The following is a 26,714-nucleotide window of genomic DNA, read 5'->3' on the forward strand; positions in this document are numbered from 1 at the left end:
TGTGGAAATTTCAAAAACCTTGAAAAAACCATCGCATAAGTATATTTAAATTTTATTTATTTTCATACATAGCATAATTGCGCATTCAAGGAACAAGGAGTGATTGTAATGTCGACAGACCAACCTATTCCTGGACATTTTATTATGGACCCACAGCGGGCTATGCTGTTGCCACCGGAATTGAAAGCAGCTCCACCTGAATCATTAACAGAACAATTATTTATTGAACGATCTATAACTGAAAATAGATTTTGGTTACGTATTATGAAAGAGCATGCTTTGTTTCTTGGTGAGGGGTTTAATCGTAACGATAAAAATTTAATTCAGCAAGTAGAACAGTTTTATAATCAGTTTGATAGGCAACTGCAAAAAGCATTTACTATTCCACAAACTGTTCAAGCGGTAAGGCAATTAAATGAAGAGAGCATTCAGTTAGTGTATGCTTTTCGTAATTATAAAAGAAACTTACTAATTTTAATCATCAATTGTAAAGTGAAAGGGTTTAATTTCCCACTTTTAGTGGATCATGTTGCACGAGAAGCAGAATATTTTATGCGGACACTTCAAAAGTTTAACGAAGGGAAAATGGATCCTATTCAAGATGCGATTATTAGTGAGAATGTTTTCTGGCTGCGTATTATGATGGAACACTCACGTTTTATTGGATCATTACTGGATCAATCGGAAAGAAATCTTGTTCATACAGCGTTGAAATTCGGTGATGATTTCGAAATTTTGCTTAATCAAGCTAGAGATGTTGAATCGATGTTATATCAAAAAGAACCGACATACCCGATTATAGGAAAAATGAATAAAGATAGTGAAAATGCCACTGTTGAGTTAAGGGATTTCAAAAAAGCAGGATTAGAGTTAATTCAAACATGTCAAATCCGAAATGTCATAAATCCATTGCTTGCTGATCATGTTACAAGAGAGGCAGAGCATTTCCTCTTCATGATTCATGTATTGGAGCAAAGGCTAAAGCAAAAGCAAGTGGAACAATCTCCGCAATAATAAATAAACAAGAAAAGCATGGCAAACTAATGTCATGCTTTTCTTGTTTATCCCGCTATTTGTGGGCAGTAAAACTCCCACCTCAAAATTTGGCTGGAGCAAAGAAGTTATGTGGGAGTCGGGCTGCCCGTAAACGCCCGATTGGTGAAGGCTAATAATCAGCGAGGGATGAACAAAACCCCCACTGATTAAAGTTTCACTTTATAAATTGTGATTTGATTGTTTCGGTTGTAATAAAAATATTGCTAATCCAATGAAAATAAGTAGAATTCCTAGTCCTTGCTGTAAAGAAATTGTTTCATCTAAAATGAAATAGGCTAAAATACAAGTTCCAATTGTCTCTCCTAAAATACTCATCGAGATAACAGTAGCGCTCATCCATTTTAATAACCAATTGAAAATTGTTTGTCCTAAAATCGTTGCAATGAATGCAAGACCTATAAAGGACCACCATGTTTGTGCAGTGTAATTGAAGAAAGATGACTGCTGTGTGTAAGCAAATATACCGAGAAAGAGTGAACTACTGCCATAACTAATTACCGAGTACGGTATTAGGGATAGGTCTTTACGAACATATTGACTGATGAAAAAGTAAGCTGTTATGACGCCAGCAGCAATAAAAGCTAAAATATCGCCGTATAAAGCCTCACCACTAATTTGAAAATCTTGCCACCCAATCACGATACTTCCTGAAATTGCAATAAGGCAGCCTATAATCGCACCTTTCGTAAACCGTTCCTTAAATAAAAAATAACCACCGACCATTGAAAATAAAGGTTGCAACGTTACGATAACTGTAGAACTTGCTATGGAAGTATACTGTAATGATTCAAACCATAGTACATAATGAGCTGCTAGAAATAATCCAGATAAGAGTCCAAATCCCCATTGCTTTTTTGATAATGAGCGAAGTTCGCTGCGATTGTTTGTATTAAATATTAGAAACGGTAAAAGAATTACCGTAGCAAACAATAATCGATAAAAAGCAGTGATTGCTGCAGGGGCATCGGCTATTTTTACGAAGATAGCTGAAGTAGATAAGGCGAACACGCCAAAAAATAAGATGAAATATGAAAGAATAGGTGATTTCAAAGTTTGTCCCTCCGATTGGTTGTTTATTATAATGAACTGTATATAATATAATGTACAAAAGCTAGTATATAAGCCTAAGATGAAATAAGGAAGGATTAATTGCCACTGTTTAGTATGTCAGCACAAAAGGGACAAAAGATGTATTATGATGGACGAAAGGAAGTTGTAACAATGATTCATTATCGGCTAGGTCAAACTGTTTTAAGTTATCGTAAGAAAAATAATATGACAATTCGTGAATTTGCTGATTATGCAGGAATCAGTACTTCACTTATTAGTCAAATTGAAAGAGGACATGCCAATCCTTCTTTAAATGTATTGGAATTAATAGCGAAAGCATTAAATGTACCGCTGTTTACTCTTTTTATTAATGATATTGATACAGACTCACTTATTTCTAAGAAGAAAGATCGGAAAAAAGTATATCGAGAAAATAATGATCATATTGTTTATGATGTGTTAACACCAGATTTTATGAAAGCTCGCATTGAAATATTAATGATGGATTTAAACGGATATGCAAATACAACAGAAAGTCATTATTCCCACGAAGATAAGGAAGAAATTGCAGTTGTAATGAAAGGGGAAGTGTATGTGGAATTGGAAGGGAATGAATATTTTTTAGAAGAAGGAGATGTTGTGCGTATTCCACCGAACGTGAAACATAGATTTTTGAATAAGAGTGATGAAATGAATCACATCTTATTTGTATTAACACCTTCGTTAAGCTAAGGAAGTAGCTTAAGGATACATACTAAGTGGTAACATAATAGAAAGTATCAATTACATAAAGATTCACGTATATAATAAAACAACTATCTATAAATACATACACATTTGATTTTCACTTTGTATGTTTAAGAAGATGAGAGATTTGACAAAAAAATAAGATAGTTCCATGACTATCAAACCAAATAATTCAGATAAACAAAGAGTGAAAATTTTTAAGGCTTTGGCAGGAGTAAAACGAGAGATTGTTCGTTATGTATTTCATAATCAAAACAATCACAATTGTGGAAGATTGAGACTGCATTAGGGATGAATAAGTATCATCTCAAAATATTATTAGAAGCAAATTTAATTCTTGTTGAGCGACAGGGGCAATTTTAATTTATAACTGTAAAGGAGGAAACTTTTCAAGAGTTTTCACCTGGCTTTTTGCCGACTTTGTAGATGCTAAAAAACCATTTTTATTAGGGTTTAGAGGGGATAAGAGAGATGGAAAATATAAGTGTATTAAAAGATGGGCTTTCAATTATATCTCAATGTAAAAAAGAAACAAATGATATTTGGCATGCACATTTCGGAGCAGCTGCCATTGCTAGTTATTTTTTTACGAAAAACAATAACATTGATGAAAAAACTGCCTGTAACATTTATTCTCAAGCGAAAATGATGCTCCATAAGCAAAGGTTAGGCGAAACAATTGATAATAAACAAGGTGTCGATTATCAAAGTGCTGAAGAAACGATAATTAAATCTTTGGAACAAACGATTGATGAACTCCATTGGGTTGGTCATAATGTAATTTACGCTTCTTTAAGTTTACTAGCCATTAAGGAGTTAAGTCATTGGGGGAGTGAGCAAGATATTAATAATATAGCAAACCTTATATTATCGTTTCAAAAAACAATTCCCGGTAGATCTTGGATTGGTTTTACAACTAAAGAAGTAAAGCAACTAATTATAAATGATGAGGAGATTCAAAGCGAAATTAAAAACCCGAAGCAATTATCTGATTTTATTTTAAGTGAATTATCTGAATTTAACGTTATATATAAGGCAGAATCACATCACGATTTAATTGGTCATATGCTTACCTTCTCACATACGATTAATATATTATATGACTTAGGGCATATAGAATTATTTCAACGAGGAATAAAACCACTATTAAAGCTAGTTTATGTACTTAGAAAAAGTCGCAATTTAATGCCGAATGCCCAAATAATATTGAATTCTCCTGTAGATCGTTTACCTCTTACAAAAGCAAAACAAGTTGATACACTTCCGCTAGATAATGCATTCTGGCTTAAAGACTACAGCGAATTTAATTGGGATTTTGGACACATATTTAAATTTTCATATAGTTATTTTGATCACTTAACAAGGGTTCCAGAATATAAAGATAAAACATTTGAGAAATTCTGTTGTATTATTAATGAGTAAAAGTGTCTAACTTTAAATTAATAGTAAATGGTACACATTCATAAACTAACATATTTATAAAAAATGGTAGAAAATTATAATGACCTGTAATAATAGGCTTAGTTTAAGTCTCTTTTTTTGTTAGTAGTATGTTGTTTTTTCAAATATGTAAGATTTTACATTAGCATGAGACTTTTACTTATTATGTAAGTAGGCTATACTAAAATACATATATTTTGAAATTGGAGCGAATAAAGACGACATGGAATTAGTGAAGTTAGAAAAAATAATTGAATTGAAAAAAGAAGAATTATTGAATCTAGTCTCAAATTATGGACTTCAACATGAAAAAGTAATAGCACTCAGCCAAGAAATTGACAAATTAATAAACTGGTTTATGTTTTTAAAATAGAAAGAACTATGACGTGAGTTGAATATGTTATAGTTCTTTTTTATTTGGTAATTTAGAAATATATTCGATATACTACCAATAAATAGAATATCCAGTTTTAAAGGAGAGGGATAAATGATACTACATACGCATATTTCAGGTGAAGGGGAACCAATTGTGCTTTTACATTCTGGTGGTATGACAGGTTTAGTAGAGTTTGAAGAACAGGTAGAATTTTTTACAGAAAAACAATATAAAGTAATTCGTCCTGATTTGAGGGGACATGGAGAATCAGGAGGTACATTAGATAATTATTTTCTTTGCTCTGCTGATGATTTGAATGATACACTAGAACATTTGCAAATTAATAGTTGTCATATAGCGGGTGTTTCACTAGGGGGGATAGCCGCTTTATTATTTGCAAAAAAATATCCAGATAAAGTGAGGACATTAACTTTTTCAGGTATCTTTCCTATTGAGCGAGATAATTGGGAAGAGTCTCAGGAGTATGAAGTAAAGTGTCATCAACAGTTGATGGAAAATGAAGAAGTTGTAACTTATATGAATCAAATTCATGTAAAAAGTGATTGGAAAGGGTTGCTGAAATCGTGGCAAGTTAAGGAGTGGTACCCATTTCATGAAACAGGTGATGTAGCTAATCTTCAAGTACCTACACTGTGTATTGTTGGGGGAGATTCAGCAGATGAAGTTACAGCCGCTACAACGTTTAAACAATTAAACAACAATATACATATTGCTGTTATTCCGTTTGCAGGTCATTTAGTGCATAATGATCAGCCTAAAATATATTCATATATATTGTCTAATTTCTTACAGAATGCGCAAGCTGCTAGTCGACTATGATAATTTTTGGTTATAATAATAAAGGAATTATTAATTGTATCGGTTAGGGGCGCAGCAAATATGAAAACAGTCGTTGTCATCGGTGGAGGTATTACTGGACTTTCTACTATGTTTTATTTAGAAAAATTAAAGAAGGATTATAATATAGATTTAAATTTAATCCTTATTGAGAAAGAAGAGTATTTAGGTGGTAAAATCCACAGTGTGGAAGAAAATGATTTTATTATGGAATCTGGAGCAGATTCTATTGTAGCTCGTAATGAACATGTTTTGCCACTTGTAAAAGATTTAAATTTAGAAAATGAAATGGTATATAACGAAACAGGTATTTCTTACATATACTCTGATAACATATTACATCCAATTCCTGCTGACACTATATTTGGGATTCCTATGAGTGTTGAATCATTATTTAGCAGTACGCTAGTCTCAAAAAAAGGGAAAATCGTTGCTTTAAAAGATTTTATTACGAAAAATAAGGAGTTTACAAAGGATACATCACTTGCTGTATTTTTAGAAAGCTTTTTAGGGAAAGAATTAGTGGAAAGACAAATTGCACCTGTGCTGTCAGGTGTATATTCTGGTAAATTGAATGAGCTTACAATGGCATCTACGTTACCATATTTACTTGAGTATAAAAATAAATATGGAAGTATTATTAAAGGTTTTGAAGAGAATAAAAAACAATTTCAGTCAGCAGGAAATAAAAAGTTTGTATCATTTAAAAGTGGACTATCTACGATTATTAATCGCTTAGAAGAAGTGCTGACGGAGACTGTCATTAATAAAGGTGCTGTAACAACAGTGATAAGTAAAAAAGGGGATCGGTATGAGGTTTCTTTTGCAAATCATGAGACAATACAAGCTGATTATGTCGTTTTAGCAGCTCCACATGATATCGCACAAACGTTATTACAGTCTAATGAGTTAAATGAGCATTTTAATAAATTTAAAAATTCATCGCTTATAAGTATTTACTTAGGTTTTGACATACTAGATGAACAACTACCGGCTGACGGCACAGGTTTTATCGTAACGGAAAACAGTGATTTACATTGTGATGCTTGCACATGGACAAGCAGGAAGTGGAAACATACATCTGGTAAACAAAAGCTATTAGTAAGAATGTTTTATAAGAGCACTAATCCAGTATATGAAACGATCAAAAGTTATAGTGAAGAAGAATTAGTACGAGTTGCTTTATATGATATTGAAAAGAGCCTCGGAATTAAAGGTGAACCGGAAGTAATTGAAGTTACAAATTGGAAAGATTTAATGCCGAAATATCATTTAGAACATAATCAAGCTGTTCAATCATTACAAGAAAAATTGGCCGTGCTTTATCCTAATGTATACTTAGCTGGTGCTTCATATTACGGTGTAGGAATTGGTGCTTGCATTGGAAACGGAAAGAATACTGCCAATGAAATAATTACGACATTGAATGAACAGTCAAAATAATAATATTGAATACATATGTAAATAAAATGTCCCTCCAACATAATGGAGGGACATTTTATTTGTAATTATTTAACATTAATTACAATCTTTTTATGATTGGCTTTATTCTCTTTAATAGTTAATGTTATTTTTCCAGATTCTTCAAAGAAATACGGTGAGAGCCGATAAAGTTCTTTAATACTATGTTTTTCTTTTAATTTATTTGTAGGAATTAATGTTATATTAGGCTTCCATGTTTCCTGTTTGCCTGAAGGGTAGTCTACTATTATTTCTGGATTATTTAATTGTATTGTTTCCCAAGAGACAAAATACAGTTCAACTTCTGCATCTTTTTTTAGTAATTCTTCTGAGAAATAACCAAACTCACCAACATTACCAAAAACAGTGAAATTTTGATTTTGCAATTTAATATCTAAATATCTAGGTTGATATGTTGCTGCGTGATACATTCCGTATGAAAGAGAGATTGTGGCAGCGATTAATATACCAACTGAAAATGTCTTAAAGCTATTTCCTTTAAAACTTGTCATCATAAATGAGTTTGGTGTGAATTTTTTTGCGAATAAAAAAATGAGTAAAATGAGCAAGAGGGATAAGCCAATGAAAATATACATAAAGTTTAAGCACCTCCGTAAGAAACATTTACTGTTTTTCTATATTTTAACATGAGAGGGTGTAAATTAGGGGTGGTTTTTAGAGGGGAATTAATAAATACAACGAAGTTATATATTATTAATAGGATAAACATCGCTAGAAATATTTGATTTGTGGGACATTAAGGACTTTCCTAATTATAAATACTTTTTCTGCTATAATAAATGAGTAGAGAGAAAGGAGTGATCCTATGGTATTTCCTATGTTAGAAACAGAACGCTTGCGCTTAGTTGAAATAGAACAATCTTATTGTCAAAAAATATATGAAATATTCTCATTAGATGAGGTAACGTGTTATTACGGTATGAATTCTTTTACTGAGTTTGGACAAGCTTCACGTATGATTGAATCTTTTTCAAAAAATTACTTTGAGAAAAAGGCAATGCGTTGGGGGATTGTATTAAAAGACACAAATAATTTAGTAGGAACAATTGGATTAAATAATTTACAACTTTGGAGTAAACGCTCAGAGATTGGATATGATTTGCATCCTCGTTATTGGGGGAATGGTTATGCTTCTGAAGCTGCTCGAGAAATTATTACTTATGGATTTCGAGATTTAGGCTTATTTAGAATTGGAGCTATTACATATCCTGAAAATATAACTTCGTGTAATATGTTATCTAAATTAGGTTTTCAACAAGAAGGGCTGTTACGTGGATACATTCATCAAGGAAATAAACAACACGATGCATTAATGTATTCTATTGTACGAACAGATGTAGAGGATATTCATTATTAATAAAAAAGCCCCTCTTATTTAAAATAAGAGGGGCTTGTAAAAATCAACCTATTTTAGGTAATAAACGTTCTCCGCTTTTCATACTACTTTTACATAAAGGGCATTTAGGCTCTTCTTCAAATGAAAAGTTCTTTCTCATCCATCCTAAACAATCCTCTGATTCACATTCCCAAACAGGGGTTTGTTCTGGTGGTACTTCTGCTACATCGTTCTTTCGATTGCGATACATGTAACCACTCCTTTTATGTAAAAATTTTTAGTTATATATTAAAAAGGTTGTTAACCGAGCTGGTAACAACCTTTTTATTGATTGAATTATAGCTTTACAACGTTTTTAGCTTGAGGTCCACGGTTACCGTCTTCAACTTCGAAGCTAACTTCTTGACCTTCGTCAAGAGATTTGAAGCCGTCGCCAGTGATAGCTGAGAAGTGAACGAATACGTCGCTACCGTCTGCAACTTCGATGAAACCGAAACCTTTTTCGCTGTTAAACCATTTTACTTTACCTGTTAATGTCATGGTAATGCCTCCTAAAATTTAAAAAGATTACAATATGATCGGCCTTATTCGATTGAAAATAAAAGTTCACATATTATCAAAAATCCATAAGGAGTACAAAACATTCCTGATTGATACTTGATAATATGCAAAGAAAATATAGTGCTAAATTGACCTTAATTACTATCTTACAACAAATGGTGGGAAATAGCAAGTGTTGGGAAAATCAAGAAAAAATAGGGGGTTTTATAGCAAAAGGCACAAAGACATCTCTTTTATTTATATATTATGCCTAATTTGGATTTATGCTAAACTGAGAACATTTTAATTAATAAGTATGTATAAGGGAAAGGATAGATATATTTAAGAACAGTTGTGATTTATTTGTTTAGGAGGAGAGAATATTGCGAAATACTCAATTTAAAATAATCGAAGCTGCGAAAGAAGGAAGAAGAAAAGTTCATCCTATTTTAGCTGTAATACTAGCTATTGTATTTTTAACTCTAGGTGAATTTTTTATGTTATTTATGCTGTTTTTACCGAAAGCGGATACATCATTTGTAAAGGCAATTTATAATAATATTGAGATGATATTAACGTTTGGTGGGGCTATATTTTTTATTTTTTTATGGATTAGGTTTGTAGAAAAAAGGTCATTTTCATCCATTGGTTTTTGGAAAGTGCAATGGATGAGAAATTACTTGAGAGGTGCGTTAATAGGATTTGTCTTCATTTCAATGCCAGTAATTGTACTTGTATTAACAGGGATTGTAAAACTACAAATGCAACAAATTACGGCAACCGCCATATTTGGTATTGTAGGATCTTTAATTGCTTTTTTAATACAAGGTGCAACGGAAGAAATTATTGTACGAGGCTGGTTGTTTCCAGTTATTTCTGTTAGAAGTCGTATATGGATTGGGATTGTAGTGACGTCCTTTTTATTTGGTTTTCTGCATTTACTTAATCCTGGTATTACAATCCTTTCAATATCGAATATAATATTAGTTGGTGTATTTGCAGCTTTTTACGTATTAAAGGACAGTAGTCTTTGGGGGATTTGTGCATGGCATTCCATTTGGAATTGGGCACAATATAATGTCTATGGTTTTGCAGTTAGTGGCATAACGATATATTCAACACCACTATTTAAACCTGTAACAAATGGCAATGAAGTCCTTCATGGAGGCTCATTTGGTATTGAAGGTAGTATCATTACAACAATAATGCTTTCTATCGCTTCAATCGTTTTATGGAGACAGTTATGGGGGAGAAGAGCGAAACAACGAGATTTTAGTTAATGAAAGTGGGAGAAACTATGGGGATTATAGCGTTTGAGGGAGCGAGTGCTGTTGGTAAGAGTAGCACATGCCGTGAACTAGAAAACAATTATGGAGCATTCATTATACCTGAAGTGAATTTTTTATTTGAAAGACCAAAAAATGAACATAGAACATGGTATTTTGAAAAACAAGTAGAGCGCTGGAATATAGCAGTGCAGAAGTCGCAGCAATATGAATTAGTAATACTCGATGGGGATATATATCAGCCACTTAGTTATAATTGGTGTTTTCATTTTGATATATTTAATCAGCCGTTATCTTTAATAGAAAACTTTTATAAAGAAAAGATGATAAATAGAGAAATTGGTTTTCCAGATCAATATTTTTATTTATATACAAGTGATGAAGAGCTTAGAAAACGGAAAGAGTCTGATGGGACGAAAAAAAGAAGAAACTTTGAAAAACATTTACATATATCTAAAGCATTTCAGCGTTATTATGAAAATCTCAATACCGTCACAGACGGGTACTGTAAATTGATTGAAGCAAAAAGTATAAAGTCGAATGAATTAGAAATTGTGAAAAGTTTAAACAGCTTAAAAGTATGTGAAGAAAGACGTTTTGATGTTTCGAGGCTAGATGTTATTACGAAGTGGTTAAAAGAAAATCGTGCATAAAGTAAAAACAACGAGTGTTTTAGAAGGCGCTCGTTGTTTTTTTTGTTTCCATATAAATATAAAGGGAAATTTTGTAGAATATCTTTATTTTTTAACAGAATAATCTTTCAATTTCACGAAAAAAGAAATACAATATAAGGAAATATATATAAATAATATGATAGGGGATGGGATGAACTATTTTGAATGACGGAACTGTTTTATATAAGAAATAATGAGGTAGTAAGAACAGAGATATTTGGGAGGAAACAAGCAAGATGAAAACATTATTTAAAATCATAGGAATTATAGCTGGTATGGCGGTAATCGGGGTAGGTGTAACGTATGGTATGCTGTATTATCTGAATAATAGTAAACCAGCTGCGAAAAAGGCATCACCAGCCGCTCCGGCAGTAGAAGTGCTAGCTGATAGTAATGTAAAAGCTGAAGATGCAAAGCTTTTAGAAAATGGCAATCATTCATTACCGAATAGTGGTTTTAATAAAAATTTTAAGTGGACAGATGAGAACATACAGACAGCCCTACATGAAATGGCACATCAAAAAACGAAAGCTGATCAAAAATGGGGCTATATTTTTATTACACAAGAACGTATTGAAAGTTTACTCGAAATTATAAATAGTAATGATGTTGCACAAAAAAGTACATATGTGGATATTTTAGAACGATGGAAACAAGGAAAATATGAAAAGGTTGATGTAGACCACAACAAGATTTGGAAATTACAAAGTGGGAATTTAGGAGAAGGGAAAGGAGTAATGTCAGAAAAGGAGCAAAAAGAATTAATTAATCAAGTTTTTATACAAAAAGGTACATATTCAGGTAGTAAATTAATTGCAGGTGAGGTACAAGCTAATAAATAATATACATATTGATTTTGAAACACCTGTATTGTTATGAACACAAATGTTTTAATAAAAATGAGTAATTGCTTTTTAGAGCAGTTACTCATTTTTGTTATTACTCGCTTACTTTTCTATTCTATTCTCTCTAATAATGTAAGAAACGATTGTAAAACTGGTGATATCCATCTAGATTTATGATAGATTACGTGGCTTTGAATGACTGCTGGAGTTTCGATGGGCTGAAAACAGAGTTGCTCTTTTTGACAACTTTCTTGTACAACGATGTAAGGGAGAATTGAAATTCCTAACTCACACATCACAGATTGTTTAATGACTTCAACATTGGAAGTTTCGAATGTTTTAGCGGGAATATTCCCGCTTTGACGTAAAAAACGATCTACCATCGGTCTATAGCCGCAGCTTTGTTCAGTAAATATAAATTGAGTATTTTGTAATAAAAGGAGTGGATCAGTGTTTGAAGGGAAATGAGCAGGGAAAATCCATCCAAATGTTTCATTACATAAATTACACGTAATAAAATCATTATGCTCTATACTTTCTCCAATTATGAAGATAACATCGGTTTCTCCTTCATGTAGTTTTTTCAATGCTTGCTCATTGGTATTTGTCTCAAGTACGATATTTACTTTCGGATTTTCCTGTTTGTAAGTACGTAATAATTGTGGTAACCGATACACTGCCAATGATTCATTAGATGTAATAGCCAATGTTCCTTCTAAATGGTCACTGTTTTGAGGGATTTCTTGCGCTTTATCATAAATAGTAAGTAATTCTAATGCATACGGATGAAATTGATGACCTGCTTTTGTAAGAAGTATTTTTTTTCCTAATCGATCGAATAGGGGAATGTTTAAATCGTTCTCTAATGCTTTAATATGGGCTGTCACAGTAGATTGCGCATAACCTAATGCATGAGCAGCTTTAGAAAAGCTACCATATTTAACAATGGCACAAAATGTTTTAACATGTCTCATTTCCATAAGTGATACCTCTTTTATTATCATGATTTGTGAATGATTATATCATGTATTTCAATTTTTCAAATCATTAAATTTCTTTTAAAATTAAGTTGTGGAGAAATTTATTCAAGTGAAATTGGAGGAGAAAAAATGAGTGAAAAGAGCTATCATGTAGCTGTAGTTGGGGCTACAGGTGCAGTAGGGCAAAAAATTATTGCATTGTTAGATAGAGAAACGAAATTTAATATAGAAGAAATTACATTACTCTCGTCAAAACGCTCTGCTGGCAAGGCAGTAAAATTTAAAGGCAGGGAGATTAAAATACAAGAGGCAAAATCAACTAGTTTTGAAGGTGTAGACATTGCATTTTTTAGTGCTGGAGGAGAAATTTCTAGACAATATGTAAATCATGCAGTTTCTAGTGGTGCAATTGTAATTGACAACACAAGTGAATACCGAATGGCACACGATGTACCACTCGTCGTTCCAGAAGTAAATGCACATACTTTAAGGAAACATAAAGGGATCATTGCAGTTCCGAATTGCTCAGCACTACAGATGGTAACAGCTCTTCAACCTATTCGGAAATCATTTGGTATAGAACGAATTATTGTTTCAACGTATCAAGCCGTATCAGGATCAGGAATTCATGCGATTCATGAATTAAAAGAACAAGCTAAGTCAATGCTTACAGGTGAAGAAGTGAAGAGCACTATATTACCAGTGAAAAAAGATAAAAAACATTATCCAATTGCATTTAATGTTTTGCCGCAAGTGGATATATTTACAGACAACGATTTCACATTCGAAGAAGTAAAGATGATTCAAGAGACGAAGAAAATTTTAGAAGATCCAAATCTGAAAATGGCAGCTACTTGCGTCAGAGTTCCAGTTGTATCGGGGCATTCTGAATCAGTTTATATTGAACTTGAAAAAGAAGCGACCGTTGCAGAAATTAAAGAAGTACTACTGAATGCACCAGGTGTTATTTTACAAGATAATCCTAGTGAACAAATTTATCCAACGCCATTATATGCAGAGGGTAAAAGAGATACATTTGTAGGTAGAATACGCAAAGATCCGGATACGCCAAAAGGATTCCATCTTTGGATTGTTTCTGATAATTTATTAAAAGGTGCGGCTTGGAACTCAGTTCAAATCGCAGAGACATTGGTGGAAAAGGGGATTATTTAGTATAAATTTATATAAACATTGAAAATAGGAGGATATATGGGAAACCGTTAATTATAATGGTTTCCCATTTTTTACTTAATGAGTATTCTCCTAACTTCAATTTGAATTTAATGTAAGTTAGTTTTTATAGTGTTTCTATAAATATCAATTTTATTTGCAGAGAATTTTAAAAATCTAGGCTCTCCATTAATTGTGAGATAAATATTAATTGAGATTGGCATCTCAACCTTTTTCACTACATCTTCTATAGCAAAATACTCATTTTCTTTTTCGTTATAAAAAACAATGGAACTAATTAATACCTCGTTATTTTCAATATCAATACTACACATCATAGGGAATTTCTCATCATTATGTATTATTAATTCGCCCAGTACTATTGAACCGTTTAATTCTTCTGTGAAATTTATAGTTTCCACTGGTTTTACCCACGTTTCATCGCACTCTTCATTTTCCTCTTCATCTATTTCCCATTCCCATATCGGGTTTTGTTTCAAGTCTTCAATAGTCAATTCATCAACTGGTTTGCTATTACACATTAATATATACTCCTTTTGCCATGAAAATGGATGAGTAAAAAATTTATTCATTAATTGTAAAATGTGGCTATTTGCAATCCTATAAATACAAGTTTGCTCGTTTCAATAAATAGTTGATCGCAAATAAGAAGTTTCGATGTAGAGTATTATCCATTTGATATTATTAAATCTAGTTTTGTAATGTTGAACTTATTTTTACAACCTATTAAAAGTCTATTCTTACGGTAATCTTAACAAGGTTTTAACTAGACAGTAAATAATGCCTTTTGAAAAGGAAAACCGTGGTTGTGATGGGGGAAATAGCAAAAAACATCAAGAATGAACAAAAGTGTTTTGGTATGATATGGAATATATTCAATGTGAGGGGGAGATTATGGTGTATCAAATAAAGGGGTATTTTTCGTCACTAAAAGGAGATCATTATGAAATTGGTAAGCAACAAGGAGAATTCGTAAAGAAACATCCGTATCTTATTCCACAATTTATACAGCAAGAAAATTTAATATGGGATAACCATTGGACAGAATCTAGAAATGTACTAAAACAATATTGTCCAGGAATTAATGAAGAAATTGAAGGCTTTTGCGAAGTATTGAAAATTCCTTCAAGGAATATGATGTATTATTATCAGACACTATTAAAAGCAGGTTGTAGTCATTGTGCAGTATTACCTAAAAAAACTGATTTAAAGCATACATATGTATTAAGAAATTTTGATTTATCACCCAAAATAGATGATATGCGTTTTTGTTCGACGCATGTTGAAGGTGCATATGCACATAGTGGTTTTTCTACTCAATATTTTGGCCGAACAGAAGGAGTTAATGAGCATGGGTTATCTATTACATTTTCAGCATGTGGTCAACCTGTAGGGAATATTGAAGGTTTAAGAAAACCGATGGTAAATGGTTTGCAATGTTTTGCGGTAATTCGAGTAATATTGGAGAAATGTAGAAATACGCATGAAGCTACATCTTTAATAAAAGAAATGCCTATAGCAAGTAATATTAATATAATTGTAGCGGATCCTTTAAACGCAGCACATATTGAAATATTTGACGGGCATAAATCAATAACAACAATTAATGAGGAAAGTCAAGCTTTTACCGTATCAACAAACCATGCAGTCAGTTCACCTATTCAGAAATTAAATAATAGGAAATTAGAACAATCTACAAAAAGATATCACATTTTACATGAGCATTTAAATCGAAATGAACAGGTGAGCATGGAATCTTTAAAAGGATTGGTAGAAGAAGAATATCCTATCGGGGTGACGGTGCATAATTATGAAGAGTGGTTTGGGACTTTGCATTCTGTATTAATTGATTTACAGGATCGTACATTGAATATTTGCTTCGGATCGCCACTTTTAAACGAGTGGTACTCATTGAAAGTTGGAGAAAGCCTTCCGTTTTCCGAAGTGAATGTGAACTTTAAAAATAAAACTTATGCTGACTTTTGGAGAGAAGAGAAAAATGAAATGACTCCTAAAGATTAAAAAGGAATAAGATGGTAAAATGAAGGGGTGGGAATAGACAGGAGGGATTGCCATTGCTACAAGCTATGTTACCAATTGTTCTAATCCTTTTTCTAGTCGCTTTGATGTATATAACATATCAAAAAAGAAAAAAAGCGGGGATAAAAGGATTAAAAAGTTCATTAACTTCTATTTGTTGCTTTTTAATTGCAATCTTAAATTTGTTTGCATATTGGCTTCATTTTGGGGGTATTTTTACTTGGCTAGTCTCAATCGTATTGTTGCTAGTGGGGGCGTATTTTACAAAATATATTCCAATCTCAAAAAAGGTGCACTAAAATTACACGAGTTTATATGTAATGTTTTATTTCAATGTGCTATAGATGCCTTTAAATCAATGCTTTTGAGCATTTCGATATGTGTTTGCAAACATTTTGTAAACACATATCGAAATATACTCTTCGCGAATGTTTTCGCTGCATCTTCTTGCATATTGGGTAAGACATGAGAATATACCCTTAAAGTTAAAGAGATATCAAATGTCAATGACAGAATTCATGAAGTTTGTAAAGTGCGAGAACGAAGGTGTTTTTGACATCAAGCAGATGTACAGCGCTGAAAAAGCTTTCAAGAAAATGCAGAACCACCGAAATCTACATTTTGCTTACATGGGTATGCGAGTAAATGTAGCTGGCAAGTGGGGTACGATCGTTGGAAACTGGAAAACTAATTTGTTCGTTTTGTTCGATGGGGAAATAGAAGCGTACAACTGCCCCCCTTATTGGAAAATTGCTTACTTCGATGAAGAGGGCAATGTGGTTCATAGCTGTCAAAAGGGAGAGTATGCGATATAAGTAAAAAAGGACGAGCAGTCGTACCTACTGTCCTTTATAGGAGAAAAATTATTCTGGACTAGAACTACGAATAACCAGAAAACGCGCTTTTAACCAGTGTTGTCAAAGATGTAATAATTTATGCAACAAAAAAGCTTAGTCGGAATTCAAAACACCAAAATGGCTTACATTGGTAAACAGGCTCAAAAGTAGTATATGCAAAATGAAAAATTCCATACAAAAAGCAGACAACAATTTTGGTTGTCTGCCAGTGAGTCGAATGAGTTAGCTGATTGTGATAAATTGCTTTCCCATTACAAGAAGAGTGAAGCTGCTAGTTCAAACAGCTTGTAGGTAGTCTTTTCGATATTTTTAAAAATATACAGAGAAAGCAGATAAGTGACGAATCTACCTGCTTCTGCTGTAACAAAAGAAAGAAGTATTAGCCGTGGATACGGCGGCTTGAAAATAGTATGTATTGGTTTTGAAAAAATATTCAAGGAGTGAAGGGAAATGGGATGGGGACAAATTTGAGGGCTATTCACTCGAACAGCTTCGTACCCGTCACAGTCGTTATCCTATTGTGACGGGTATCTGACTTATATTATTGAGGGAACGGGACGGAAGGATGCCACGGTATTGTTACAGGAATCCAGACGGACCTGCGCGCTTACCCCAGCATTCGCGAGCTGCGTCACGGCATTCAAGATAGCAGATCTTCTGCCAGATTTGACGGCTACGTTATAGTTCACGACTAGGGGACGAACTGGGTCCTGAGGGGGAAATCGATTGAGAATTGCTTGATGATAGGTTGTTCTTAACGTGACGTTCGCTGTCAGCGTGATACTTTCTATAGTAATGCCAGTCAGCGTTGTCCCGTTAAATGAGGTGAGTTTGACTGTAAGCATGTAACGGTTTTGCATATTTATTTTTCCTTTATTATTAGACTTAATTTATTTTATGCTTGTCTAACAATTTAGTGTAGACACTTGCATCATAATAAGTTGAAAGAAATATAAGATTATATTTTGATAAGGCGTGGAGATTAAAAAAAGGCAGTTCAACAAAAACGTTATTTGAATAAAAGCTAGTTGACTAGTTTTTAACACTCACTGAAATTAATACTCATAATATACTTTGTAATAACTTATATGGAAGTGAGTTGAATACTAATGTTTTATTCATATTTTGATACCCGAGATAGAATGCGTCCGTATGGTACCGCGGGTATTACGTATAGCGGAGCACAAACTACAATTCAAGCTGTTCAACAAGCGTTACAAGCACAGCAGCAAATGCAACAAATACAGCAAGGCATACAATCGTACTATCCATCTATGGAGTATTATTACCCAATGCATCATATTACACCATACGGAATTTCTGTTTCAACAATTCCATATGGAACTGTATACAATTTATAAAAATATGCGGGGGAATAAATTTAAGTATTTATATAAGAGCGCAAGTACAGAGCGCCCTTATAAGAAATGATTCGTATCTGATGAATTAATATTCAATTAAATGTGTAATTAAGATTAATATAAAAATTTTATTTTGTATGTATTTGAAACACGAAAAGAGCACTTAATAAAGTGCTCTCATGACGAGATCATTCACTCAAAAGAAAGGAATACACCATATCATACGAAAATATTTTGAAATGCTCTTGGGTAAATTAATTATTATTTGTAAAAAAAGCAGCTAGCAAAAGCTAACTGCTCGGATATGATGGGGATTAATGGAAGAACAGAGAAATATGATTAGTGTCTCTCTGTTTTTTATATTATTCGCAAATAATTCCGGTTGCTATACCAGTTGGAGCAACACCTACTGGGACCGTATCAATAACCGTATTTGTAGCAGTATTGATGACAGAAACAGTATTACTAGCTTGGTTTGTAACATAGGCGCGAGTGCCATCTGGTATGATAGTCACTTGGTCTGGTGATAGTGCAACCGGAATGGTATCGATGACGGTGTTTGTCAACGTACCTATTACAGATACATTATTACTTACTTTATTTACAACGTAAACACGAGCTCCATCCGGTGTAATAGCTATACCAACAGGTTCGGTACCTACGTTAATTGTATCAATAACGGAATTTGTAGCGGTGTTAATAACAGAAACAGTATTGCTGTTTTGATTTGTGACATAAGCACGAGTCCCATCTAGTGTGAAGACGATTATCCTAGGTCGAATACCGACATTAATGGTACCGACAACTGTGTTGGTAGCAGTAGCGATAACAGAAATTGTATTACTTAATTCGTTTGCAACATACGCAAGGGCCCCATTTGGTGAAACAGTAATTCCTTGCGGAGCGATTCCAACATTAATGGTACCAACAACTGTGTTGGTAGCAGCGTTAATAACAGAAACTGTATTATTACCATGATTTCCAACATAAACAGTTGTGTTATTTGGAGAAACAGCTACACCAATTGGATTATTTCCAACAGGGATGGTAGCGATAACTGTATTAGTGGCAGTATCAATAACGGAAACGGTATTAGAAAAAATATTAGTAACATAAGCACGAGTCCCATTTGGTGAAACTGTTACTTCAAGAGGTGCATTATCTACAGTGATTGTATCGACTACTGTATTTGTTCCGGTGTTAATTACAGATACTGTATCATCTGCAGGATCATCAATGGCTCCTGCGTTTGTAGCATAAACAAGGAAATTACATCCAGGTCCCGTCGGCCCAGTAGGCCCAGTAGGTCCCGTCGGTCCAGTTGGCCCCGGTGGGCAATCACAATCTCCCGATGGCCCAGTAGGTCCCGGTGGTCCTTCAGGCCCTTGAATACCTTGCACGCCTTGAGGTCCAGTAGGTCCTTCAGGCCCTTCAGTTCCTTGAATGCCTTGCACGCCTTGAGGTCCAGTAGGTCCTTCAGGCCCTTCAGGCCCCGTAGGCCCCGTCGTTCCAGTAATGTTGAATAGTGAACTATTCAAGACTCCTTGTAAAATTAAGCTAAATGTCTGCTGTAACAAGGGGTCCGATATATTTGAACAACTAATAAGTGAAGACAAGTTTTGGAATAGAAATTGGAATAATGCTGAAATTTGAGTGAGAGTTGCAGTAGGTAAGGAATTGATTAATTGGTTTATAGTTCGTAAAACTAAATTTCTATTTGGTGTATTTGGTTGTACTGCTATTAATAAATCATTTAATGCCTGTAATGCTGTTTGGAGTATTTGTCTAGTTGTAGGATTTGGTGTTGTGAAGAAAGAAAGGATAGCTTGGTTTAATTGGTTTATTATTTGCAATAATTCTTGTTGTTGAGAATTTGAGAAAAAAACAGGTGTACAACAATTACTTTGATTACAAGGGGATACAGAAATAAAGCAGGGGAGCTGAAACTTATCACACGAATTTGGTGGATTTGACTTATTATTATGTCTCATAAATAACTCCTCTAAAAAATTTTAAATGTTAGATATGTCTTGATAATTTATATTAGCAACTGAGTTTAAAGTATTTATGGGTATATGTTTAATATAAAATGTTCAGAAATTTTTCTTCCTTCAAAGTATATGTCAATAAAGTGAAGAAGATCTTATTTTACATGTAATCATATATATAAATAAAATGAAGATATTTTTATAGTACATATAATCAATACTTAGTTACTAATAGGATGTTGTAATCATAGGAATAGAAGATATTATGACATATGATTTTATTAATATGACTCGCATTCCATATAACGGGCATCTGATTTGAATTTTTTCCAGTATCTTAATACATTTAAGAGACTGGATTGTTTAGTGGAAATAAAACTTAATAAAATAATCCTTTTATAAGTAAGTAAATCGAACGGAGGGGAACCGTATCGTATGAATCAATTGTCATTTTCTGAAGACATCGATGAAAAAGAGATGCGAAGACTTGTGGTGAAGGAGCTGAAAAACTACAAAGCATTGTGCGTTCGGATGAAAAATCAAGAAGAACAGGCTCAAGCGGGGGCATCGTTCTTTTTCCTAAAATGAAAGGTGACGATAAGAATCATGAGATACGTTTTAAACAAATTGAACGGACATTGAAATATGCTCTTGATAATGATCAACGTCAGATAATTGAATTGAAGTATTTTGGGAGTGAGAAAGTCAAAGATTCCTATGTTTATAATGAATTGATGATGAGGCGTGATAGTTTTTATGAGAATAAAAAAATAGCTATCCGTTTGATAGCTACTGCTTTAGGGATTATATGAACGTGGTTTTATTTTAGTGAAGATGAAATTATGATCTTTTGTGTTACTAATATAAATTGTTATATGATACGTGTAATCCATCTTACTCGCTCTGCCTTGTGGCAGGGATTTTTTATATAATAATATAAATTAAGTAGTTAAAGAGGTGTGTTTAAATGAGCTGGGAAGAATCATATAGAAGAGAGCAACCATGTCCATGTGGTAAGGGAAAATATATTGAAATTATGAAGGTGTATGCAATAGAAGAAATATAAGAAAGTGCTAACACGTATGCGGAATAGACATAAAACATCGCTGATTTGCCATTCATAAAAATAGACTTTTCTTAGCAGAAATCACTAATTATAAATACTTATAAAATTAGCTCTGATATAGCAGATATTGAAGCGAAGAAAAATAAAGATGGGAGTGCATATTGGAAATACGAAGATGACCAAACAAAATTATGGAATATACGACTATAGAACTAGAAAATGATGACATAAATCTAAATATTATTGTTTAAATTCATATTTTATAATGTCCATTTAGCCCGCATTAACTGCCCGTAAACCCCCTCTGATTAAAGTTTCACTTTATAAAAATGAGCCCATAGTAAAAATAACCTAAAAATAGGCATATGAACAAGGTGCATCATCTAGTGATAGGTCATATTTTGTTGGTGTACGTATTGAACTTAGTTTAGCCCGCTATTTGTGGGCAGTAAAACTCCCACCTCAAAATTCAACTGGAGCAAAGAAATTAGGTGGGAGCCCTGCTGCCAGTAAACGCCCGATTGGTGCGGGCTAATAATCAGTGGGGGATGAACAAAACCCCTACTGATTAAAGTTTCACTTTATAGCGCTATTTCTACTTAGATTTAACGAACAGAAATATAGGAAAGTATCGATGGGGTTTTAGTTTATAAACGGAGGTCATGAAGATGAATAATTTTCAACAAGAACTACAAGCGTTAAGCCTTAATGATTATCAGCCTGGAAATATTGTGTATTGGGACCAGCAAAACCAATATCCATATTACTATATTACAGATGATGCTCGTCGCTGTGGCGGCTGTGGCGGTGGTCGTTGTGGTGGTTGTGGCGGCGGTGGTCGTTGTGGCGGTGGTCGTTGTGGTGGATTCCGTTGTTTTGGTTGCTTCGGTTGCTTTAGTTGTTTTGGTTGTGGTGGTTGCTCTAATTGCTCTAATTGCTCTAATTGCTCTAATTGTTTTGATGGTTTTAATGGTACTACTGTAACATTTGAATATTGATAAGAGACAAAAAGGAATCCATTTTGAAAAAAGATTGATCGAAACGGATTCCTACTTTGTGAAGCATTATATAATTTTTATAAAAATGTGCTAACAAGTTTGCAAACGGACTTGCTAACACCTATACGAAATAGACATAAAATATCGCTGATGTGTAGCTTAATAATACGATAATAATTTAGCACTTATAATGAATAATAGGTTATTAGAAAAGAAACCATAAAATGTAATGTTTTATATCATAATAAAAAGAGATTATTCTAATAGGTCGTTGTGTAACGGCTGCATAGGATAATCTCTTTTTATGCTTATTTTTGTAAAGAATGTACTGTTATTTTGAGTTGCTCAATAAATTTCCGGGTAGCAGCGCACATATATTTATCTCTTCTATAAATAAGTCCTATATCTATTGTTGGAGTGGGGTTTTCAATTTTAATAGCTTGTATGTGCTCATTTTGCAAAAAGTCTATATATGGTTTTGGTAACACGGTAATCCCCATACCTTGTGCGACCATTTGAATTAAAGATTCCATTGTACTAATTTCTAAAATTGGCTTTGGTTTAAAGTTAAAGTTTTGGCAATGAGATGTAATTAGTTCTGTTAAATAGAAATTTTTAGGTAGAAGAATTAAAGGATAGTCCTGTAATTCTTCAATAGATACATACTTACGTTCAGTTAAAGAATGGCTGGTTGGCACGACTAATGTAAGTTCACTTTTATATAGTGGGATAGAAACAATCTCTTTATCTTGCACCGGGAGAAATGTAATACCAATATCTAATTCATTTTGTAATAATTTTTCACGAATTTCTCCTGTACGAAGCCCCAACACAGAGAGTTCGATATTTGGATATTGCTTATTGAAATCTAATATAGCTGGTGGTAGTAAATAATTTACTACGGTTAACAAAGATCCTATTGTTAAGGAACCATGATGTAATCCATTTAAATCTTGAATGGCAGAACGAGCTTGTTCGACTTCGTGAAAGATTGTTTTACTGTGCGATAATAAAACTCTGCCTGCTTCAGTTAAAGATATTTTTTTACCAATTCGATCGAAAAGTGGCATGCCTACTTCATGTTCTAATGCACGTATTTGTTGGCTTAGTGAAGGTTGTGAAATATTTAATTTCTCGGCTGCTTTTGTGAAATGTAATTCTTTCGAAACAGCTAAAAAGTATTCTAATTGTCGTAATTCGATTGAAATCACCTCAAGTTTAATCATAGGATATACCTATCATTATTATATAAATAATTGAATTGAACAATGGTTTTGTGGGATATATAATCACTTTATCAGAAATGGATTGATTAAAAAATTAGATGAGGTGAAGAAGAATTGTTGAAATCTAGTGTATTACCGGGTAGTTATTCACAAGTACTTCAAAAAAGGTATGAGGAGGCTGTACCGACAGGAATATATCATTTAACGCCTTTATATGTAAAAGAAGCAAGGGGAGCGATAATAACAGATGTAGATGGAAATCAGTTTATTGATTTTGCTGGTGGAATTGGTATGCAAAATGTTGGACATTGTCATCCGAAAGTTGTAAGAGCGGTACAAAAACAAGCAGAATCATTTATACATCCTTGTTTTCATGTAACTCCATATGAAAATTATATTACTTTAGCGGAGAAAATTAATGAGAAAGTGCCAGGTACAAGTAAGAAAAAAACGATGTTTGCCAATAGTGGTGCGGAAGCGATTGAAAATGCTGTAAAGATCGCACGTAAAGTAACAGGGAGGAGTAAAGTAATTTCGTTTGAACGAGGATTTCATGGGAGAACATTAATGACAATGTCTCTATCGACCAAAGAAACTCCATATAAAGCAGGATTTGGTCCGTTCGTTTCAGACATGCATATATTGCCGTATCCGTACTATTACAGAGCTGAAGAAGGAGTTTCTACTGAAGAAGTGGATTCTCAAGTCATTTATCAGTTTGAAAAGTTTTTAGAAGAAGTATCACCTGAAAAAGTAGCAGCAATCGTAATGGAACCAGTACAAGGAGAAGGTGGGTTTATTGTTCCTTCTATTACATTTGTAAAACGATTACGAGAAATTTGTAATCAATACGGTATTTTAATGATAATGGATGAAGTGCAAACTGGATTTGGCCGAACAGGGAAATGGTTTGCAACAGAACATTTTCATATAGAGCCTGACATAATGACTTTGTCAAAATCAATTGCTGGCGGTTTACCATTAAGTGCTATTGTCGGTCGTGCGGAGTTGATGGACATTCCTGGGAGAGGACAAATTGGTGGAACTTTTGCAGGTAGTCCGTTATCTTGTGCAGCTGGTCTTGCTGTATTTGAAATAATGGAAGAAGAAAATCTAGTTGAAAGGGCTCAGCAAATTGGAAATAGAATAATGTTACATCTACATCAAATGCAATTAAAGTACGAAGTGATTGGTGATGTTCGTGGAATCGGTGCGATGGTTGCAATGGAACTTGTAACGAATCGCATAACGAAAGAACCTGCAAAACAACTAACAGTAAAGCTAATTGAAGATTTTTGGAAGAATGGGCTTATAAGTATTGGAGCGGGGATATTTGATAATGTACTACGCTTTTTACCACCTCTAGTTATCTCAAACGAAGAAATAGATAGAGGGTTTGAAATAATAAATGAGTCTTTTGAAAAGTTGTGCCGCAAGTAAGAGGAGGAATTTGAATGACTAAAGTATATGAAATCCTATCTTTAAATATAGGACTACCAAAAGAGGTTATGTATGGTGGGAAGTTAATTCAAACAGGGATAAATAAAAAGCAAGTAAAGGAACCTGTTTTTTTATCATTTTTAAAGTTTAATGGAGATGGACAGGCGGATTTAGTTCATCATGGAGGGGTAGATAAAGCGGTTTGTGTTTATACTGGTGACCACTATCCTTACTGGGAAAAAGAGTTGAATCAGGAACTTGTATATGGGGCTTTCGGTGAAAATATAACAGTAAGCGGAATGCGTGAAGAAGATGTTTGTATTGGTGACACGTTTCAACTCGGAGAAGCGATTGTACAAGTAACGCAGCCAAGACAACCTTGTTTTAAATTAGCGAAGAAATATAATATTCCAAAGTTGCCATTATATTTTCAAGATACAGGATACACAGGTTTTTATTTTCGAGTATTAAAAGAAGGGTGGATATTACCGGTAGATACTTTAAAATTGTTGAAGCCTGATCCAAAAGGTGTGTCAATTTTGTTTGCGAATCGCATAATGCATAAAGAAAAACAAAACTCTGAAGGATTAAAAAGGATTTTAGAAGTAAATGCACTGTCTACTAGTTGGAGAAAGACGTTTGAAAAGCGAGTGAAGGGAGAAGAAATTAGTACGAAGGAGCGACTTGAGGGAACCAAAGAATAGGTGAATTATATTTGCATAAAATGGTGTATTTCTATTATCGGAAAGATAAGTAGGAAGCACCATTTGCTATATAATAAACATGATATTATTCAAAAATCTTAATACTAGTTTATTCGACTTGTTTTTTAATAATCAAAACATAAAATAAATTAAACCATTTTTAAAAGTTTTATGATACTATATTGATTTGAAAGGCCTATTTTTTGAGAGTAGGTCATATAAGTATATCTAAATTAATGGAATCGACGTATGGAGGGACAACATGGGGAATGTTAAAAAAATGGCAAACTTTCTATTAGAAGAACCGAGAAGAGAACAGTTATTTCCTTTATTTGAAGAAGTGTTTGGGATTACGAGCCAAACATTGCAGGATTTTTCAGAGAAAGGGTATTGGGATTATACATATAAAGCATTATCATTTTTACAAGATGATAATGCGATTGCAAATGTTGCGGCATTTTCACTTCCGCTTTTAATTAATGGTGAAAAAATAAATGCAACGGGTATTCAATCAGTAATGACACATCCGAATTATCGTAGACGAGGATTAATGAAACAATTGTTTAGTAAGATGATAGAGGAAATTGATGAGCAATGCGAGTGTGCGGTCTTGTTTACTGAAAATCCGGAACTATATAAACCATTTGGTTTTCAAATTGTGCAAGAATATTTGATGACAGTATCATGCGAAAATAAAGGTTACAAAGATTCTCAACTTAAAAAGTTAGATTTTTATAATGAAGAGGATAGACAATTAATACATGAGATTATTGAAAATGGCCAAAGGCTTTCTAATAAATTTTCAACGTTAAATTACCGCTCTTCGTTTTATTTAAATATGTATGATTCAACATGGAATGAAAACCTTTATTATTCAGAGAAATTAGATGCGCTGATTGTTTTTACAGTAGAAAATCAAAAACTAAAATTATTTGGAGTATTTGCGCCGGTAATTCCGATTTTAGATGAATTATGTGAGGAAATCTCTGGGGAATTTACGGAGATTGAATTTTATTTCTACCCAGATCAATTAGGAATTGATGATGTACAATATACAGAATTACAGACTAGTAAGTATTTAATGGTTCGAAGTAATAAAGAATTAGATTTTAAAGGTTATAAATTCCCGGTATTAACTGAGTTTTAAATATTAATTTAAATGCTTTTTTATGG

28 protein-coding genes and 1 pseudogene are annotated in these 26,714 nt (G+C 33.3%); 20 read left to right on the top strand and 9 right to left on the bottom strand.

What is annotated here, in order from left to right:
- The first annotated feature begins 108 nt into the window (after positions 1-108).
- Entirely contained in the window at positions 109-1,014 is a 906-nt protein-coding gene (locus MKY90_RS11975) for a DUF2935 domain-containing protein (protein WP_078185920.1), read from the top strand.
- Between the two features lie 201 nt (positions 1,015-1,215).
- On the opposite strand, the gene MKY90_RS11980 is transcribed toward MKY90_RS11975, so the two are convergent.
- Positions 1,216-2,106 carry a DMT family transporter gene (locus MKY90_RS11980; RefSeq protein WP_098634986.1) on the bottom strand — a complete coding sequence of 297 codons (891 nt, stop codon included), beginning with the start codon at positions 2,104-2,106 and terminating at the stop codon, positions 1,216-1,218.
- Between the two features lie 114 nt (positions 2,107-2,220).
- Here MKY90_RS11980 and MKY90_RS11985 point away from each other — a divergent pair, with 114 nt between their 5' ends.
- The 5 genes from MKY90_RS11985 to MKY90_RS12005 all read left to right on the top strand — a co-directional run bounded on the left by MKY90_RS11985 (position 2,221) and on the right by MKY90_RS12005 (position 6,970).
- On the top strand, positions 2,221-2,838 hold the full coding sequence (locus tag MKY90_RS11985; protein WP_176523433.1) for an XRE family transcriptional regulator: 618 nt from the start codon (positions 2,221-2,223) through the stop codon (positions 2,836-2,838).
- 486 nt (positions 2,839-3,324) lie between these two features.
- A complete protein-coding gene (locus tag MKY90_RS11990; RefSeq protein WP_098168178.1) occupies positions 3,325-4,275 on the top strand; it encodes a hypothetical protein in 951 nt (316 codons plus the stop codon).
- Between the two features lie 241 nt (positions 4,276-4,516).
- Positions 4,517-4,666, top strand: a complete 150-nt coding sequence (locus MKY90_RS11995; RefSeq protein WP_002012842.1) for an aspartyl-phosphate phosphatase Spo0E family protein — start codon at positions 4,517-4,519, stop codon at positions 4,664-4,666.
- A gap of 114 nt (positions 4,667-4,780) precedes the next feature.
- A complete protein-coding gene (locus tag MKY90_RS12000; protein WP_002141734.1) occupies positions 4,781-5,509 on the top strand; it encodes an alpha/beta fold hydrolase in 729 nt (242 codons plus the stop codon).
- A 60-nt stretch (positions 5,510-5,569) separates the two neighbouring features.
- Positions 5,570-6,970, top strand: a complete 1,401-nt coding sequence (locus MKY90_RS12005; RefSeq protein WP_002031950.1) for a protoporphyrinogen oxidase — start codon at positions 5,570-5,572, stop codon at positions 6,968-6,970.
- Positions 6,971-7,035: 65 nt separating this feature from the next.
- Here MKY90_RS12005 and MKY90_RS12010 read toward each other — a convergent pair whose 3' ends face one another.
- Positions 7,036-7,584, bottom strand: coding sequence for a hypothetical protein (locus tag MKY90_RS12010; RefSeq protein ID WP_098168179.1), 549 nt, complete (start codon positions 7,582-7,584; stop codon positions 7,036-7,038).
- Between the two features lie 230 nt (positions 7,585-7,814).
- On the opposite strand from MKY90_RS12010, the gene MKY90_RS12015 reads away from it, so the two are divergent.
- Positions 7,815-8,366, top strand: coding sequence for a GNAT family N-acetyltransferase (locus MKY90_RS12015; RefSeq protein ID WP_002031946.1), 552 nt, complete (start codon positions 7,815-7,817; stop codon positions 8,364-8,366).
- Between the two features lie 43 nt (positions 8,367-8,409).
- Here the strand turns inward: MKY90_RS12015 and MKY90_RS12020 are convergent, their stop codons facing one another.
- Both MKY90_RS12020 and cspD read right to left on the bottom strand, forming a co-directional pair.
- Positions 8,410-8,595: a cold-shock protein gene (locus tag MKY90_RS12020; RefSeq protein ID WP_000286202.1), complete on the bottom strand. Its 186-nt coding sequence runs from the start codon at positions 8,593-8,595 to the stop codon at positions 8,410-8,412.
- An 86-nt stretch (positions 8,596-8,681) separates the two neighbouring features.
- On the bottom strand, positions 8,682-8,885 hold the full coding sequence (cspD, locus tag MKY90_RS12025) for a cold-shock protein CspD (protein ID WP_002012849.1): 204 nt from the start codon (positions 8,883-8,885) through the stop codon (positions 8,682-8,684).
- A gap of 383 nt (positions 8,886-9,268) precedes the next feature.
- On the opposite strand from cspD, the gene MKY90_RS12030 reads away from it, so the two are divergent.
- The 3 genes from MKY90_RS12030 (at position 9,269) to MKY90_RS12040 (ending at position 11,687) form a co-directional block, all read left to right on the top strand.
- Positions 9,269-10,165, top strand: coding sequence for a CPBP family intramembrane glutamic endopeptidase (locus MKY90_RS12030; RefSeq protein ID WP_341091428.1), 897 nt, complete (start codon positions 9,269-9,271; stop codon positions 10,163-10,165).
- Positions 10,166-10,182: 17 nt separating this feature from the next.
- On the top strand, positions 10,183-10,824 hold the full coding sequence (locus MKY90_RS12035) for an AAA family ATPase (RefSeq protein ID WP_061688797.1): 642 nt from the start codon (positions 10,183-10,185) through the stop codon (positions 10,822-10,824).
- Between the two features lie 257 nt (positions 10,825-11,081).
- Positions 11,082-11,687: a PRK06770 family protein gene (locus MKY90_RS12040; protein WP_002085644.1), complete on the top strand. Its 606-nt coding sequence runs from the start codon at positions 11,082-11,084 to the stop codon at positions 11,685-11,687.
- A gap of 113 nt (positions 11,688-11,800) precedes the next feature.
- Here the strand turns inward: MKY90_RS12040 and MKY90_RS12045 are convergent, their stop codons facing one another.
- Positions 11,801-12,670 carry a LysR family transcriptional regulator gene (locus MKY90_RS12045; protein WP_061688790.1) on the bottom strand — a complete coding sequence of 290 codons (870 nt, stop codon included), beginning with the start codon at positions 12,668-12,670 and terminating at the stop codon, positions 11,801-11,803.
- A 129-nt stretch (positions 12,671-12,799) separates the two neighbouring features.
- Here MKY90_RS12045 and MKY90_RS12050 point away from each other — a divergent pair, with 129 nt between their 5' ends.
- The gene (locus MKY90_RS12050) at positions 12,800-13,843 is read left to right on the top strand and encodes an aspartate-semialdehyde dehydrogenase (protein WP_061688791.1); all 1,044 of its coding nucleotides are present in this window, start codon (positions 12,800-12,802) and stop codon (positions 13,841-13,843) included.
- A 107-nt stretch (positions 13,844-13,950) separates the two neighbouring features.
- Here MKY90_RS12050 and MKY90_RS12055 read toward each other — a convergent pair whose 3' ends face one another.
- Positions 13,951-14,382, bottom strand: a complete 432-nt coding sequence (locus tag MKY90_RS12055; RefSeq protein ID WP_061688792.1) for a hypothetical protein — start codon at positions 14,380-14,382, stop codon at positions 13,951-13,953.
- Between the two features lie 376 nt (positions 14,383-14,758).
- On the opposite strand from MKY90_RS12055, the gene MKY90_RS12060 reads away from it, so the two are divergent.
- Both MKY90_RS12060 and MKY90_RS12065 read left to right on the top strand, forming a co-directional pair.
- Entirely contained in the window at positions 14,759-15,883 is a 1,125-nt protein-coding gene (locus MKY90_RS12060; RefSeq protein ID WP_061688798.1) for a C45 family autoproteolytic acyltransferase/hydolase, read from the top strand.
- 53 nt (positions 15,884-15,936) lie between these two features.
- Positions 15,937-16,200, top strand: a complete 264-nt coding sequence (locus MKY90_RS12065) for a hypothetical protein (protein ID WP_044441703.1) — start codon at positions 15,937-15,939, stop codon at positions 16,198-16,200.
- A 112-nt stretch (positions 16,201-16,312) separates the two neighbouring features.
- Here MKY90_RS12065 and MKY90_RS12070 read toward each other — a convergent pair.
- Positions 16,313-16,399, bottom strand: a pseudogene (locus MKY90_RS12070) (tyrosine-type recombinase/integrase); the annotation flags it as partial.
- Between the two features lie 2 nt (positions 16,400-16,401).
- Between MKY90_RS12070 and MKY90_RS12075 the strand changes: the two are divergent.
- Positions 16,402-16,716: a hypothetical protein gene (locus MKY90_RS12075; protein ID WP_341091434.1), complete on the top strand. Its 315-nt coding sequence runs from the start codon at positions 16,402-16,404 to the stop codon at positions 16,714-16,716.
- 1,151 nt (positions 16,717-17,867) lie between these two features.
- Complete coding sequence (locus tag MKY90_RS12080; protein ID WP_061688794.1) at positions 17,868-18,119, top strand: DUF3947 family protein; 252 nt, start codon at positions 17,868-17,870, stop codon at positions 18,117-18,119.
- Between the two features lie 362 nt (positions 18,120-18,481).
- On the opposite strand, the gene MKY90_RS12085 is transcribed toward MKY90_RS12080, so the two are convergent.
- Positions 18,482-20,110: a YVTN family beta-propeller repeat protein gene (locus MKY90_RS12085; protein ID WP_341091435.1), complete on the bottom strand. Its 1,629-nt coding sequence runs from the start codon at positions 20,108-20,110 to the stop codon at positions 18,482-18,484.
- Positions 20,111-20,542: 432 nt separating this feature from the next.
- Between MKY90_RS12085 and MKY90_RS12090 the strand changes: the two genes are divergently transcribed.
- Positions 20,543-20,695 (top strand): hypothetical protein, encoded by a 153-nt coding sequence (locus MKY90_RS12090; RefSeq protein ID WP_002012858.1) that lies wholly within the window; start codon positions 20,543-20,545, stop codon positions 20,693-20,695.
- A gap of 1,146 nt (positions 20,696-21,841) precedes the next feature.
- The gene (locus MKY90_RS12095; RefSeq protein ID WP_002141746.1) at positions 21,842-22,171 is read left to right on the top strand and encodes a heterocycloanthracin/sonorensin family bacteriocin; all 330 of its coding nucleotides are present in this window, start codon (positions 21,842-21,844) and stop codon (positions 22,169-22,171) included.
- A 308-nt stretch (positions 22,172-22,479) separates the two neighbouring features.
- Here the strand turns inward: MKY90_RS12095 and MKY90_RS12100 are convergent, their stop codons facing one another.
- The gene (locus MKY90_RS12100) at positions 22,480-23,382 is read right to left on the bottom strand and encodes a LysR family transcriptional regulator (protein WP_085963395.1); all 903 of its coding nucleotides are present in this window, start codon (positions 23,380-23,382) and stop codon (positions 22,480-22,482) included.
- A gap of 129 nt (positions 23,383-23,511) precedes the next feature.
- On the opposite strand from MKY90_RS12100, the gene gabT reads away from it, so the two are divergent.
- From gabT to MKY90_RS12115, 3 genes are all read left to right on the top strand, one after another.
- Entirely contained in the window at positions 23,512-24,837 is a 1,326-nt protein-coding gene (gene gabT, locus MKY90_RS12105) for a 4-aminobutyrate--2-oxoglutarate transaminase (RefSeq protein ID WP_002136283.1), read from the top strand.
- A 14-nt stretch (positions 24,838-24,851) separates the two neighbouring features.
- Positions 24,852-25,541: an MOSC domain-containing protein gene (locus tag MKY90_RS12110; RefSeq protein WP_002136285.1), complete on the top strand. Its 690-nt coding sequence runs from the start codon at positions 24,852-24,854 to the stop codon at positions 25,539-25,541.
- A gap of 262 nt (positions 25,542-25,803) precedes the next feature.
- On the top strand, positions 25,804-26,688 hold the full coding sequence (locus MKY90_RS12115; RefSeq protein WP_002085624.1) for a GNAT family N-acetyltransferase: 885 nt from the start codon (positions 25,804-25,806) through the stop codon (positions 26,686-26,688).
- The last annotated feature ends 26 nt before the right edge of the window (positions 26,689-26,714 follow it).

The organism is Bacillus sp. FSL P2-0099, from assembly GCF_038007445.1.
GTDB classification, from domain to species: Bacteria; Bacillota; Bacilli; order Bacillales; family Bacillaceae_G; genus Bacillus_A; species Bacillus_A mycoides.

Excerpts from the sequence above, each read along its gene's own strand:
- MKY90_RS12035 (WP_061688797.1), top strand. The coding sequence starts at position 10,183 with ATGGGGATTATAGCGTTTGAGGGAGCGAGTGCTGTTGGTAAGAGTAGC.
- MKY90_RS11985 (WP_176523433.1), top strand. The coding sequence starts at position 2,221 with ATGTCAGCACAAAAGGGACAAAAGATGTATTATGATGGACGAAAGGAA.
- MKY90_RS12115 (WP_002085624.1), top strand. The coding sequence starts at position 25,804 with ATGGGGAATGTTAAAAAAATGGCAAACTTTCTATTAGAAGAACCGAGA.
- MKY90_RS12095 (WP_002141746.1), top strand. The coding sequence starts at position 21,842 with ATGAATAATTTTCAACAAGAACTACAAGCGTTAAGCCTTAATGATTAT.
- cspD (WP_002012849.1), bottom strand. The coding sequence starts at position 8,885 with ATGACATTAACAGGTAAAGTAAAATGGTTTAACAGCGAAAAAGGTTTC.
- MKY90_RS12005 (WP_002031950.1), top strand. The coding sequence starts at position 5,570 with ATGAAAACAGTCGTTGTCATCGGTGGAGGTATTACTGGACTTTCTACT.
- MKY90_RS12010 (WP_098168179.1), bottom strand. The coding sequence starts at position 7,584 with ATGTATATTTTCATTGGCTTATCCCTCTTGCTCATTTTACTCATTTTT.
- MKY90_RS12045 (WP_061688790.1), bottom strand. The coding sequence starts at position 12,670 with ATGGAAATGAGACATGTTAAAACATTTTGTGCCATTGTTAAATATGGT.
- MKY90_RS11990 (WP_098168178.1), top strand. The coding sequence starts at position 3,325 with ATGGAAAATATAAGTGTATTAAAAGATGGGCTTTCAATTATATCTCAA.
- MKY90_RS12000 (WP_002141734.1), top strand. The coding sequence starts at position 4,781 with ATGATACTACATACGCATATTTCAGGTGAAGGGGAACCAATTGTGCTT.
- MKY90_RS12040 (WP_002085644.1), top strand. The coding sequence starts at position 11,082 with ATGAAAACATTATTTAAAATCATAGGAATTATAGCTGGTATGGCGGTA.
- MKY90_RS12090 (WP_002012858.1), top strand. The coding sequence starts at position 20,543 with ATGAATCAATTGTCATTTTCTGAAGACATCGATGAAAAAGAGATGCGA.
- MKY90_RS12110 (WP_002136285.1), top strand. The coding sequence starts at position 24,852 with ATGACTAAAGTATATGAAATCCTATCTTTAAATATAGGACTACCAAAA.
- MKY90_RS11995 (WP_002012842.1), top strand. The coding sequence starts at position 4,517 with ATGGAATTAGTGAAGTTAGAAAAAATAATTGAATTGAAAAAAGAAGAA.
- MKY90_RS12050 (WP_061688791.1), top strand. The coding sequence starts at position 12,800 with ATGAGTGAAAAGAGCTATCATGTAGCTGTAGTTGGGGCTACAGGTGCA.
- MKY90_RS12085 (WP_341091435.1), bottom strand. The coding sequence starts at position 20,110 with ATGAGACATAATAATAAGTCAAATCCACCAAATTCGTGTGATAAGTTT.
- MKY90_RS12020 (WP_000286202.1), bottom strand. The coding sequence starts at position 8,595 with ATGTATCGCAATCGAAAGAACGATGTAGCAGAAGTACCACCAGAACAA.
- MKY90_RS12015 (WP_002031946.1), top strand. The coding sequence starts at position 7,815 with ATGGTATTTCCTATGTTAGAAACAGAACGCTTGCGCTTAGTTGAAATA.
- MKY90_RS12075 (WP_341091434.1), top strand. The coding sequence starts at position 16,402 with ATGTCAATGACAGAATTCATGAAGTTTGTAAAGTGCGAGAACGAAGGT.
- MKY90_RS12080 (WP_061688794.1), top strand. The coding sequence starts at position 17,868 with ATGTTTTATTCATATTTTGATACCCGAGATAGAATGCGTCCGTATGGT.
- MKY90_RS12055 (WP_061688792.1), bottom strand. The coding sequence starts at position 14,382 with ATGTGTAATAGCAAACCAGTTGATGAATTGACTATTGAAGACTTGAAA.
- MKY90_RS11975 (WP_078185920.1), top strand. The coding sequence starts at position 109 with ATGTCGACAGACCAACCTATTCCTGGACATTTTATTATGGACCCACAG.